The organism is Bordetella genomosp. 13 (assembly GCF_007679965.1).
Lineage (GTDB): Bacteria > Pseudomonadota > Gammaproteobacteria > Burkholderiales > Burkholderiaceae_B > Bordetella.
In genome coordinates, this window is sequence record NZ_VEHL01000008.1 from 94,872 (window position 1) to 107,752 (window position 12,881).

Here is a 12,881-nt window from a genome sequence, read left to right on the forward strand (position 1 = left end):
GGGCCGAAAAAAAGCGGGATGTCCGATTGGAACATCCCGCTTTTTTTGTGAAGCCTGTCGTCGCCTCAGATCGCCAGGAACCCCACGATGATCAGCACGATCAGGCCCCACTTGGTGGCCTTGTACACGTTGCGGTTCCAGGCCTTGAATTCCTTGCGCTTCTGGTCGAGCTGCCAGTGCAGGTGCGTCAGCTTGTTGATGGCGCCGGTCTGGTCGCCGCTGTCGTTGGGCGAGCTGGCCGCCGACATCACCACCTTGCCGAACCAGCGGTTGAAGGCCTCGGCCCAGCGCCACTTCAGCGGGCGCTCGACGTCGCAGAACAGGATGATGCGGTTGCCCTCGGACTTGTTGTGGGCCTCGTGGATGTAGGTCTCGTCGAACACTACGCTCTCGCCGTCGCGCCAGCTGTAGCGTTCGCCGTCCACGTCGATGTAGCAGCGGTCGTCGTTGGGCGTGGCCAGGCCCAGGTGATAGCGCAGCGAGCCCGAGAAGGGGTCGCGGTGCGGGTTCAGCGTGCCGCCCGGCGGCAGCTCGGCAAACATGGCGGCCTTCACCTTGGGCAGCGTGCGCAGGATGGCCACCGTCCTGGGGCACAGCTGTTCGGCCGAGGGATGGCGCGCGTCATACCACTTCAGGTAGAAGCGCTTCCAGCCGTTCTTGAAGAACGAGTTGAAGCCCACGTCATCGTGCTTCTCGGCCGCCTTGATGTGGCGCAGCTGCTGCATGGCCAGCGCCTCGTCGCGGATGATCTCCCAGTTGTCGTCCAGCACCTTCAGCTCGGGGATCTCGCGCGTGGTGACGTAGGGCGTGGTGGGCACGCGCGACGTCAGCACCATGAACGCGTTGATCGGCGCCAGGATGACGGAGTGGTCGAGGAACTGGCGGGACAGGCGCAGGCGTACGCGGCCACGGAAGTGGGCGAAGAGGATGGAGGCCAGCCACAGCCCCGGAATAAGCCATTTCATGATCGGGATGGTCGTGCGGCGCAGGACGCGCGTGGTCAGTCGGCTATTGTTGCACAGGCGGGGATCGGACGGCCCCTTCGTCGCAGAGTTCGCGCAGGATCCGCGCAAACTGGGTTTCCGCCTGCAGCGGGACGTCACGCACCCGCCGGATCAGGGTCATGGGCGGCAATTCCCAGTCGAAGCGCCACGGCGCCTTCGCGACGCGGCCATGCAGGGCCAGCTCGCCGGCGATGTCCTCGGGCACGATCGATACCAGCCGGTCGTCGCCGGCGATCAGCCCTTCGATCACGTCCAGCGAATAGGTTTCTATCATCGGCGTCGGCGGTTCGACCTGCGCGCGCACGAACAGGCCGGCGATCATGCCGCCGATCGGCGTGGCCGGGGAAGGCAGAATCCAGCGCATCGAGGCCAGTTCGGCCCAGTCGGGCGGGCCGTGCGGCAGCCTGCGCACCAGGCGTGGATGGCCGATCAGCGCGGGCCACTGCTGGTACAGCAATTCATGCCAGATGGCGCGCGGGTCCGGCCCGCCGCCCGCGGCGCGTCCGATCACGCAATCCAGGTCCCGGCGAAGCAGCAGTTCCAGCAACTGGTCGGTGGTGGCGCGGTGCAGGGTGACGGTCACGCCGTGCCGCTGGTGCAGCAGCGCCACGGCGCGCACCAGCAAGGGCCCCGACACGAAGGGAATGGCGCCGATGTTCAGGTGCGCGCTGTGGCCCGAGCGCAGGGCGTCCACCTCGCGCGTCCACTGGTCCAGGTCCTGCAGCATGTGGCGCGCGCGCACCAGCGCCAGCCGGCCCAGGGGCGTGGGCTCCAGGCCATGCCGTGAGCGCGTGAACAGGGGGGCGCCGAAAATGTCCTCGACCTCGGCCAGCGCCTTGGTGGCGGCCGGCTGGCTGACGCCGGTCTCGGCGGCCACGCGGGTCAGCGAGCCATGGCGCTGCACCGCCAGCAGCAGGTTGAGGTGGCGGACTTTCAACCGCGAAGCCAGACGGCTGCTCGGGATGGGAGGTGGCATGGCGCTCTGCGATGAATAACCTGAAGGTTATCGATATATCAAAAAATAGCTGATTCTGGTTATTCGTGCTTCCTATACTTGTCGCACGCGTTTCCAGGAAAGCCTCGATGTCCCCCTCCTTCACGACCCGCCCCGAAATCCGGGGCACCTTCGGCGTGGTGTCCTCCACGCACTGGCTGGCCTCGCAGACCGCGATGAGCGTGCTGGAGCGCGGCGGCAACGCCTTCGACGCGGCGGTGGCGGGCGGCTTCGTGCTGCAGATCGTCGAACCGCACCTGAACGGGCCCGGCGGCGAGGTGCCCATCCTGCTGTGGAGCGAGTCCGAGCGACGGATGCGGGCGCTGTGCGGCCAGGGCCCCGCGCCCGCGCTGGCCTCGGCCTCGTGGTTCCGCGCGCAGGGGCATCACCTGGTGCCCGGCATCGGCCTGCTTCCGGCCGTGGTGCCCGGCGCGTTCGGCGCCTGGCTGACGCTACTGCGCGACTACGGCACCTGGGAACTGCAGGACGTGCTGCAGCCGGCCATCGACTATGCGCGCCACGGCTTTCCGCTGGTGCCGCGCATCGTGCAGGCCATCGTCGCGGTGCAGGAGCTGTTCCGCACCGAATGGAGCACGTCCGCCGAGGTCTGGCTGCCCGGCGGCCGCGTCCCGCATCCCGAGCACCTGATGCGCACGCCGGCCGTCGCCGACACCTATGCGCGGCTGGTGCGGGAGGCAGGCAAGGCCGGCAGCCGCACGCAGCGCCTGGATGCGGCCATCGACCTCTGGTACCGCGGCTTCGTGGCGCGCGCCATCGACGATTACTACCGCGGCACCCCGGTGCGCGACTGCACCGGCGAGCGCCACCGCGGGCTGCTGCGCCTGGACGACATGGCGGACTGGCGGGCCGAGTACGACGAACCGCTGCAGGTGCAGTACGGCCGCCATACCGTGGCCAAGTGCGGAGTGTGGTCGCAGGGACCGGTGTTCCTGCAGCAACTGGCCATGCTGCGCCACCTGGGCATCGAGGGCCTGCGGGCCGACAGCCCCGAGTTCGTGCACCGCGTGGCCGAATCGGCCAAGCTGGCGTTCGCCGACCGCATGGCGTGGTACGGCGATCCGGCCCATGCCGACGTGCCGCTGCAGGCCCTGCTGAGCGACGCCTACGCGCGGGAGCGCGCCGCCCTCGTCACCGGCAGCGCGTCGGCCGAGCTGCGGCCTGGCCGGCCCGGCGGCCGGGCGCCCATGTTGCCCGACCTGGCCGCCAGCGAGCGGGCGCTGGCGCAGGCCGACACGCGCTTCGGCGTGGGCGAGCCGACCTTCGCGCCGTTGCCGCCCGTGCAGCAGTGGGCCGAGCGCGAGATCTTCGTCGGCGATACCTGCCACATCGACGTGATCGACCGGCACGGCAACATGGTCGCGGCCACGCCCTCGGGCGGCTGGCTGTCGTCCAGCCCGGTGGTGCCGGGCCTGGGCTTCTCCATTTCCACGCGCCTGCAGATGACCTGGCTGGACGAGGGCCTGCCCGGGACCCTGCAGCCCGGCAAGCGGCCCAACACTACGCTGTCGCCGGGCCTGGCATTGCGCGACGGCGAGCCCTACATGGCCTTCGGCACGCCCGGCGGCGACCAGCAGGACCAATGGACCGTGGCGTTCTTCCTGCGCCATGCCGCGTTGGGCATGAACCTGCAGGAGGCCATCGAAGGGCCGTCGTGGCACGTCGATCATTTTCCCGGCTCGTTCTGGCCGCGCGCCACCACGCTGAACCGCCTGACCGTCGAGGGCGGCTTGCCCGACGCCACGCTTCAGGCGCTGCGCGAGGCCGGGCACGACCTGCGCGTCGGCCCGCCGTGGTCCGAGGGCCGCATCAGCGCCTGCACGCGCGAGCCCGCCGCGGGCGGCGGGCTGCTGCTGCGCGCCGGCGCCAACCCGCGCGGCATGCAGGGCTACGCCGTGGGGCGCTGAATCCGTATCCGCGGCTGGCGGCGGGTTCGCCGCCAGGACGGATGTACTTGCAGTCCAACATACAAAACACAGGGGTATGCAGATGGCTTTCTCTTTCATTCGCAAGGCGTTGTCCACGGTCGCGCTGGCCGCGGCCGCCGCATTGCCGGCGGCGGCGCACGCCCAGTGGCCCGACCGTCCGGTCACGCTGATCGTGCCGTGGGCCGCGGGCGGGTCCACCGACATCCTGGCGCGTCTGCTGTCCGAGCACCTGACCACGTCGCTGGGCCAATCCGTCGTGGTGGAGAACCGCTCGGGGGCGTCCGGCAACATCGGCTCGAACTACGTGGCGCGCGCCAAGCCCGACGGCTACACGCTGCTGATCGGCTCGATGAGCACGCACACCATGAACCAGGCGCTGTTCAAGACCATGCCCTTCGACGGCGTGAAGGACTTCACGCCCATCGCGGAACTGGCGCTGGTCACCAACACGATGGTGATCAATCCCTCCGTGCCCGTGAACAACGTGGCCGAGTTCATCGCCTATGCCAAGGAACGGCCCGGCCAGATCGCCTACGCGTCGGCCGGCTCGGGTTCGACCAACCACCTGAGCGCCGCGCTGTTCGAGAAGGCGACTGGCATCAGTATGACCCACGTGCCGTACCGCGGCGGCGCGCCCGCGGTGCTGGACACCGTTGCCGACCGCACGCAGTTGCTGTTCAGCGCCGGCACGCAGACCCTGCCGCACGTGCAGTCGGGCAAGCTGAAGCTGCTGGCCGTGACCGAGTCGCAGCGTTCGAAGCTGCTGCCCAAGGTGCCCACCGTGGCCGAGACGGTGCCGGGCTATGAACTGGCGGTCTGGTATGGCGCCTTCGGCCCGGCGGGCATGCCGGCGGACGTGGTCCAGCGCCTGAGCCGCGAGATCAACGCCATCCTGGCCAGGCCGGAGGTCGTCAAGAAGATGGGCGACATGGGCGTCGAGGTGCGCCAGTCCACGCCGCAAGGCTTCGCCGACACGCTGCAGCGGGATGCCGACAAGTACGGCAAGCTGGTGCGCGAGCTCGGCATCACGATGGAATGACGATGGCCGCGACCCTCTCCAGTCTGTTGCCCGGCCTCGATGCGTTGTCCGAGGCCCACGAGCACGCCGATCCCGTGCGGTTGTGCGCCGCCGTCGATGCCCAGGCGCACGCGGTGCTCGGCCATACGCTGTGCACGGTCAACCGTTACGATCCGCAGCGCATGGCGCTGGCGCGGGTGTACAGCTCCAATCCGCGGGCCTATCCGCCGGGCGGCGGCAAGGACAAGCGCGGCACGCCGTGGGGCCGTCAGGTCCTGCTGGAGCGCCGGCTGTTCATCGGCGAGGGCATCGCGGCCATCCAGCAGGCCTTCGACGACCATGCCGCCATCGCGGCGCTGGGACTGCGCTCGGTGATCAACGTGCCCGTGGTGGCGCGCGGCCTGTGCCTGGGAACGATCAATTTCCTGATGCCCGCCGGGCAAGTCGGCCAGGACCGGATCGCCGCGGCCCGGCTGGCCGGGCTGCTGGTCGTGCCCGCGCTGCTGGCGCTGCCCTGACGAAAGGGGGGCAACGCGTCCGACTGGGTACAATCCCGGGCATGTCCGATGCCACCGTTTCGCCCCCCGCTTTCGTCCACCTGCGCGTCCATTCCGAGTTCTCGGTGGTGGACGGCCTGGTGCGTATCCCCGACCTGATCAAGCGGGTCGCCAAGCTCGGCCAGCCCGCGGTGGCGCTGACCGACCTGTCCAACCTGTTCGGCCTGATCAAGTTCTACAAGGGCGCGCGGGGCGCGGGCGTCAAGCCCATCGCGGGCTGCGACGCCTGGCTGGCCAACGACGACGATCCCGACAAGCCGTTCCGCATCCTGCTGCTGGTGCGTAACCACCAGGGCTACCTCAGCCTGTGCGAGCTGCTCAGCCAGGCCTTCCTGACCAACCAGGGCACGGGCCGCGCCGAGCTGCGCCGCGAATGGCTGCAGGGCCGCGAGGGCCTGATCGTGCTGTCCGGCGGCCGCGCCGGCGACGTGGGCCAGGCGCTGGAAGCCGGCAATGCCGTGTCCGCGCTGTCGCTGGCACGCCAGTGGGCGCACATGTTCCCGGGGTCGTACTACATCGAGCTGCAGCGCAGCGGCATGGAAGGCGACGAGGCCTATGTCCAGGCCGCCATGCGCCTGGCGGCCGAGGCTGGCCTGCCGGTGGTGGCCACCCATCCCGTGCAGTTCCTGGACCGCGACGAGTTCCAGGCGCACGAGGCCCGGGTGTGTATCTCGCAGGGCGAGGTGCTGGCCAATCCGCGCCGCGTGAAGCGCTTCTCGCCCGAGCAGTACCTGCAGAGCTCGGAGGAAATGGCCAGGCGCTTCGCCGACGTGCCGTCGGCGCTGGCCAACACGGTGGAGATCGCGCGCCGCTGCAACCTGACGCTGACATTGGGCAAGCCGCGCCTGCCCAACTTCCCCACGCCCGACGGCGTATCGCTGGACGACTACCTGGTCCAGCTGTCCGAGCAGGGCCTGGAAAAGCGCATGGAGTTCCTGTTTCCGGATGCCGCCGAGCGCGAGTCCAAGCGGAAGCAGTACTACGACCGCCTGGCCTGGGAATGCAAGATCATCATCCAGATGGGCTTCCCCGGCTACTTCCTGATCGTGCAGGACTTCATCAACTGGGGCAAGAACAACGGCGTGCCCGTGGGCCCCGGACGGGGATCGGGCGCCGGTTCGCTGGTGGCGTACGCGCTGGGCATCACCGACCTCGACCCCATCCGCTACGACCTGCTGTTCGAGCGCTTCCTGAACCCGGAACGCGTGTCGATGCCCGACTTCGACATCGACTTCTGCCAGGACAACCGCGAACGCGTCATCGACTACGTGAAGGAGAAGTACGGCCGCGCGGCCGTCAGCCAGATCGCCACCTTCGGCACGCTGGGCGCCAAGGCCGTGGTGCGCGACGCGGGCCGCGTGCTGGACATGCCCTACATGTTCTGCGACGGGCTCTCCAAGCTGATTCCCTTCAACCCGGCCGATCCCTGGACGCTGGAGCGCACCCTGAAGGACGAGCCCGCCTTCAAGGACCGCTACGAGCAGGAAGAGGAAGTGCGCGGCCTGGTCGACCTGGCCCGCCCGCTGGAAGGGCTGACACGCAACATCGGCATGCACGCGGGCGGCGTGCTGATCGCCCCGGGCAAGCTCACCGACTTCTGCCCGCTGTACTGCCAGCCAGGGCAGGAGAACAGCGCGGTCTCGCAATACGACAAGGACGACGTCGAGGCGGCCGGCCTGGTCAAGTTCGACTTCCTGGGCCTGCGCAACCTGACCATTCTCGATTGGGCCGTGCGCTACGTGCGCCAGTTCAACGAGACCAAGCGCGACTTCGACATCATGGCGCTGGCGCTGGACGACCAGGCCGCCTATCGCGTGCTGTGCGAAGCGAACACCACGGCGGTGTTCCAGCTGGAATCGCGCGGCATGAAGGAGCTGCTGAAGAAGCTCAAGCCCAGCAACTTCGAAGACGTCATCGCCATGCTGGCCCTGTATCGACCGGGGCCGCTCGAATCCGGCATGGTGGACGATTTCGTCAACCGCAAGCACGGCCGCGCGCAGGTGGATTACTTCCACCCCGACCTGGAGAGCACCCTCAAGAGCACCTACGGGGTCATCGTCTACCAGGAACAGGTGATGCTGATCTCGCAGATCATCGGCGGCTACTCGCTGGGCGGCGCCGACCTGCTGCGGCGCGCCATGGGCAAGAAGAAAGCCGAGGAGATGGCCAAGGAGCGCATCAAGTTCGAGGAAGGCGCGCGCGCCAAGGGCCACGATCCCGACCTGGCGGTGAAGCTGTTCGACCTGATGGAGAAGTTCGCGGGCTACGGCTTCAACAAGTCGCACTCGGCCGCGTACGCGCTCATTTCCTACCAGACCGCCTGGCTGAAGGCCTATCATCCGGCCGAGTTCCTGGCCGCCACGCTGTCGGCGGACATGGACGACACCGACAAGGTGCAGACCTTCGTGCGCGATGCCCAGGCCAATGGCGTGGCGGTGCTGCCGCCCGACGTCAACGCCTCGGGCTACCGCTTCGAGCCCGTGCAGGACGAGCACTACGCGAAGGGCAAGCCGCCGCGCACCATGCGCTACGGCCTGGGCGCGGTCAAGGGCACGGGGCAGGGCGCCGTCGAGGAGATCCTGCGCGCCCGCGCCGCCGGCGGCCCCTTCCAGAACCTGTTCGACTTCTGCCGGCGCGTGGACAAGCACGCCGTCAACCGCCGCACCGTCGAGGCGCTGATCCGCGCCGGCGCGTTCGACACCATCGAGCCCAACCGGGCGGCCTTGCTGGGCTCCATCGGCACCGCCATGGAGGCAGCCGAGCAGGCCGCCCGCAGCGCCAACCAGGTGTCCCTGTTCGGCGACGACAGCAGCGACGTGGTGGCCAGCGAGCTGGCCAAGGTGCCGCCCTGGAATCTGCACGCCAAGCTGACCGAGGAAAAAGGCGCGCTGGGCTACTACTTCAGCGGCCACCTGTTCGACCACTGGCGCGACGAAGTGCGCCGCATCGTGCCGATGCAGCTGGCGCGCGTCGAGCCGCAGCGCGACCTGCAATGGATGTGCGGGGTGCTGGCCGGCGTGCGCGTGATGATGACGCGGCGCGGCAAGATGGTGTTCGCCGTGCTGGACGACGGCACGGCCCAGGTCGAGATCTCGATCTTCAACGAGTTGTACGAGAAGCACCGCAACCGCCTGCGCGAAGACCAGCTCATCATTGTTCAGGGCAAGGTCAGTAACGACGACTACTCTGGTGGCATGCGCATCGTCGCGGAGCAGCTGTACGATCTGCAGTTGGCCCGCGAGGCCCGCGCCCGGTCGCTGCGGGTCCGGCTCAACGGCCAGGCCGACGCGAACCGCCTGCACCAGCTGCTGAACCCGTTCCGTGCCGAACCCGAGAATGGCGTGCCGGGCGTGCCGGTCGACATCGTGTATCAGAAGGACGACTTCCAGTGCACCATGCGGCTGGGCGAGCAGTGGCGCGTGCGCATGGCGGATACCCTGCTCGAGAACCTGGCCGCCTGGGCCAGGCCGGACGGGGTCGAGATCACCTACTAGCAGTACGTGCATTGCGGGGGCGCCGCGGTCAGGCATGGCACCCCGTGTATGGCGCAGGAGCAATACGAAAAATGAAAAACGCGTCTAGCGTTCCGGTACTCATGTACCACCACGTCACCCCCAAGCACAGCCGGCTGTCCGTGCGAAGCAAGGGGTTCGAACGCCAGATCGCGGGGCTGGCACGCAAGGGCTATACGTCGCTGACGGCCCGGCAGTTCGCCGACTACCTGCAGGGCGCGCCGGTGCCGGCCAAGTCTGTGCTGATCACGTTCGACGATGGCTACCTGGACAACTGGGTCCATGCGCATCCGGTGCTGCAACGCTACGGCATGCACGCGGTGCTGTTCGTCATCACGCAGTGGATCGGCGACGGTCCGGTGCGTCCGCACGCGGGCCAGGGCCTGCCATTGCCGGCCTCGCCTGATCATGCCGGATGCACCGCGCTGGTCGAGGCCGGCCGCTACGACGAGGTCGCGCTGCGCTGGAGCGAGCTGCGGGCCATGCAGGAGGCGGGCACGTTCGAGATCCATTCGCACACGCACACGCACACCCGCTGGGACAAGGTCTGCGGCAGCGACGTCGCCGCCAAGCGCCGGCACATGGCCGAAGAGCTGGCCGTGTCGAAGGCGCTGCTGGAGCGCCACCTGGGCCCGGTCAGCGACCACCTGTGCTGGCCGCAGGGCTATTTCGACGCCGACTACGTGGCCGAGGCACACGCCGCCGGCTTCCGCCATCTGTACACCACCGACGCCTACGGCCTGAACAAGCCGGGCGGCGATGCGGGCCACATCTACCGCTTCCCGATGCGCGACAGCGATTCCGGGCGCTTCAACCACCGCATCTGGCTCTACAGCGACACCACCTTCGGACCGCCCTATCTGGCGTTCAAGGCGTGGCGGCGGCGGGCCAAGACGCAGCGCCTGGAGGCGGCCGCCGCGCGCCTGGCGCAGGCGGGCCGGTAGGATCCAGCCACGCTGCGCGCCGACGGACAGAGGCCCATGGCCGCGGAGGCGCGGCCATGGGCCTCCGGCATGTCGGGCCGGGCTCAGCGTGCCAGCAGCAGCAGGCCCCACAGCACGATCATCGACAGCAGGCCGAGCCAGCAGGCGCCCCAGAAGCCGATGACGGGCCATTTCACGTCCAGCGGAATCTTCTTGGGCTGAACGTGCGCAAGCAGGCGGTTGGACTGCCCGATGACCCAGACCGACACGCCCGGAAAGGCCAGCCGGAAGAAGTAGTCCAGGAAGATGGTGGCCCGGATGGAGAAGGGATATTGCGCGAACGGGCGCTGTTCCAGGTAGGGATGCTTGAGCACCGCGTTGATGCGCTTGGCCTTCAGGAAGAACAGCACGAAGCCGCAGATCGAGCACGTGATGAAGCACGCGACGAACAGGCTGAACGTGATGCGCAGCACGGGGGCCAGCGCGGGGTCGATCGTAGACATCATCCTCGGGTTTGTCCTTCGCCGTTGAGAACCCATTTCAGGGTGGTCAGGCCTTCCAGGCCGACGGGGCCGCGAGCATGCAGCCGGTTGGTGGAGATGCCGATCTCCGCGCCCAGGCCGTATTCGAAGCCATCGGCGAAGCAGGTCGGCAGGTTGACGTACACCGAGCTGGAATCGACCACGCGCTGGAACAGCGTGGCGGCCGACAGGCTTTCGGTGACGATGGAATCGGTGTGGCCGGAGCCCCAGCGCGCGATGTGCGCCATGGCTTCGTCCTGGCTGTCGACGATGCGCACTGCCAGGATGGGGCCCAGGTACTCGGTGGCCCAGTCGTCGTCGGTGGCGGGCAGGGCGTAGGGCAGCAGGGCGCGCGCGCGCTCGCAGCCGCGCAGTTCGACGCCGTGGTCGTGCAGGGCCCGGCCCAGCGCGGGCAGGATGCCCGGCGCGGCGTCCGCGTGCACCAGCAGGGTTTCCATCGCGCCGCATACGCCATACCGGTAGGTCTTGGCATTGAAGGCGACGGCGTGGGCCTTGGCTGGATCGGCGGCCTGGTCGATGTAGACGTGGCAGTTGCCGTCCAGGTGTTTGATCATCGGCACGCGGGCATCCTGCGCGAGGCGGGCGATCAGGCCCTTGCCGCCGCGCGGCACGATGACGTCGACGTGCTCGGTCATGGTGATGAGCGTGCCGACCGCGGCGCGGTCGGTGGTGTCGACCACCTGCACGGCCTCGGCCGGCAGGCCGGCTTCGCGCAGGCCGTGCTGCACGATGCGGCCCAGCGCCAGGTTGGAGCGCAGCGCCTCGCGGCCGCCGCGCAGGATGGCCGCGTTGCCGGATTTCAGGCACAGCGCCGCGGCGTCGATGGTGACGTTGGGGCGCGACTCGTAGATGATGCCGATGACGCCCAGCGGGACGCGCATCTGCGCCACGCGCATGCCGTTGGGACGCACGCTGGTGGCCGTGATGCTGCCCACCGGATCGGGCAGCGACGCGACCTGCAGCAGGCCCTCGTGCATCAGGTCGATGCCGCGGTCGGACAGGGTCAGGCGGTCGAGCAGGGCGGCGTCCAGGCCATCGGCGCGGGCGGCCGCGACGTCGGCGGCGTTGGCTTCCTTCAGTTCGGCGCGGCGCGCGCCCAGTTCGGCGGCCATGGCGTGCAGGGCGCGGTTCTTCTGGGCGGCGCCCGCCAGCATGGTGATGCGCGAGGCCCGCCGGGCATTCACGCCCAGGGCCAGCATGGATTCTTCTATCGTCGACATGGCAGGGATCGTTGCGAGGGGCGGCGGCTGCGGGCCGCCGCGACAGGGGTAGTGTACCGGCGCAGGCCGGATGGGTCGGACGAGGGCGGACGTGGCGGCGATGCCGCCTTCACGGTCGGCCGCCCGCCGCGGCCACCCGCAACGCCAGGCGGGCCATTTCTTCCCAGGGATCGGACAGCCGGCCCGGCACCGACAGGCCCTTGATGAGGCGGTCCACGTCGTGCGCGTGCTGGACGGCGGCCGGCCAGGCGCGAGGGGGCACGCGGCCCAGCGCCTGCTGGGCCAGGCGTTCGTGCGCGCCGAACACGCGCAGGCGGCGCATCATGCCGTTCATGTCCTGCCCCTGCTGGCGCGCCTCGGCCAGCCTGGCCAGCAGGCGGATCTCTTCGCCCACCGCCCACAGCACCAGCGGCAGGGCTTCGCCCTCGGCGCGCAGGCCGGACAGCATGCGCAGCGTGCGCGCGCTGTCGCCCGCCAGCATGGCGTCGCGCAGGCCGAACACGTCGTAGCGTGCGACGTTCAGCACGGCTTTTTCGACGTCCTCGGCGGCCAGCTCTCCCTCCGGGTACAGCAGGCCCAGCTTCTGGATTTCCTGGTGGGCGGCCAGCAGGTTGCCCTCGACCTTGTCGGCCATCCATTGCAGCGTGGGGCCGTCGGTGCGCTGGTTCTGGCGCGCCAGCCGCGCGCCGATCCAGGCGGGCAGGCGGCCGCGCTCGATGGTGGCGATGTCGGTCGTCACGCCGGCCGCGGCCAGCGCCTGAGCCCATTTGCTGTCACGGGTGGCCTTGTCCAGACGGGGCAGGGACACCACGATCAGCGTATCGGCGTCGGCCTGCTGGCGGGCCTGGTCGGCCAGCTTGACCAGCGTGTCGCCGCCGGCCTTGCCGGGCTTGCCGGTGGGGATCTTCAGTTCGAGCAGCCGCCGGTCGCCGAACAGCGAGACGGTCTGCGTGGCGGCGATCACGGCGCTCCAGTCGCTGCGCGCGTCCATGACCAGCGAGGTGCGTTCGGTGTAGCCGGCCGCGCGCGCGGCGGCGCGCAGGGCGTCGACCGTCTCGGTGACCAGCAGCGGCTCGTCGCCGGACACCATGTACAGCGGCGCCAGGCGCTGGCCGGCGCGTTGCAGGTGATCCGCCAGTCCGCCGGCGTCCAGGGCTTGCGCCAT

General features: G+C 69.2%; 10 protein-coding genes. 5 read left to right on the forward strand and 5 right to left on the reverse strand.

Going from position 1 to position 12,881, the window contains the following annotated elements:
- Window positions 1-65: 65 nt before the first annotated feature.
- Window positions 66-965, reverse strand: coding sequence for a lipid A hydroxylase LpxO (lpxO, locus tag FS845_RS18915; protein WP_144638222.1), 900 nt, complete (start codon window positions 963-965; stop codon window positions 66-68).
- Between the two features lie 43 nt (window positions 966-1,008).
- Window positions 1,009-1,941 (reverse strand): LysR family transcriptional regulator, encoded by a 933-nt coding sequence (locus FS845_RS18920; RefSeq protein ID WP_260986351.1) that lies wholly within the window; start codon window positions 1,939-1,941, stop codon window positions 1,009-1,011.
- 146 nt (window positions 1,942-2,087) lie between these two features.
- Here FS845_RS18920 and FS845_RS18925 point away from each other — a divergent pair, with 146 nt between their 5' ends.
- The 5 genes from FS845_RS18925 (at window position 2,088) to FS845_RS18945 (ending at window position 9,975) form a co-directional block, all read left to right on the forward strand.
- Window positions 2,088-3,923 carry a gamma-glutamyltransferase family protein gene (locus FS845_RS18925; RefSeq protein WP_144638226.1) on the forward strand — a complete coding sequence of 612 codons (1,836 nt, stop codon included), beginning with the start codon at window positions 2,088-2,090 and terminating at the stop codon, window positions 3,921-3,923.
- 82 nt (window positions 3,924-4,005) lie between these two features.
- Window positions 4,006-4,983 (forward strand): tripartite tricarboxylate transporter substrate binding protein, encoded by a 978-nt coding sequence (locus tag FS845_RS18930; protein ID WP_144638228.1) that lies wholly within the window; start codon window positions 4,006-4,008, stop codon window positions 4,981-4,983.
- A 2-nt stretch (window positions 4,984-4,985) separates the two neighbouring features.
- Window positions 4,986-5,480: a GAF domain-containing protein gene (locus FS845_RS18935; RefSeq protein WP_260986352.1), complete on the forward strand. Its 495-nt coding sequence runs from the start codon at window positions 4,986-4,988 to the stop codon at window positions 5,478-5,480.
- A gap of 41 nt (window positions 5,481-5,521) precedes the next feature.
- Window positions 5,522-9,013 carry a DNA polymerase III subunit alpha gene (gene dnaE / locus FS845_RS18940; RefSeq protein ID WP_144638232.1) on the forward strand — a complete coding sequence of 1,164 codons (3,492 nt, stop codon included), beginning with the start codon at window positions 5,522-5,524 and terminating at the stop codon, window positions 9,011-9,013.
- Between the two features lie 71 nt (window positions 9,014-9,084).
- A complete protein-coding gene (locus tag FS845_RS18945; RefSeq protein WP_144638234.1) occupies window positions 9,085-9,975 on the forward strand; it encodes a polysaccharide deacetylase family protein in 891 nt (296 codons plus the stop codon).
- Between the two features lie 83 nt (window positions 9,976-10,058).
- Here the strand turns inward: FS845_RS18945 and FS845_RS18950 are convergent, their stop codons facing one another.
- The 3 genes from FS845_RS18950 to holA form a co-directional block, all read right to left on the reverse strand.
- On the reverse strand, window positions 10,059-10,460 hold the full coding sequence (locus tag FS845_RS18950) for a hypothetical protein (RefSeq protein WP_260986353.1): 402 nt from the start codon (window positions 10,458-10,460) through the stop codon (window positions 10,059-10,061).
- Window positions 10,457-11,716 (reverse strand): glutamate-5-semialdehyde dehydrogenase, encoded by a 1,260-nt coding sequence (locus tag FS845_RS18955; protein WP_144638236.1) that lies wholly within the window; start codon window positions 11,714-11,716, stop codon window positions 10,457-10,459. The genes FS845_RS18950 and FS845_RS18955 overlap by 4 nt, the downstream gene beginning before the upstream one ends.
- Window positions 11,717-11,825: 109 nt before the next feature.
- Window positions 11,826-12,881 carry a DNA polymerase III subunit delta gene (holA, locus tag FS845_RS18960; RefSeq protein ID WP_144638238.1) on the reverse strand — a complete coding sequence of 352 codons (1,056 nt, stop codon included), beginning with the start codon at window positions 12,879-12,881 and terminating at the stop codon, window positions 11,826-11,828.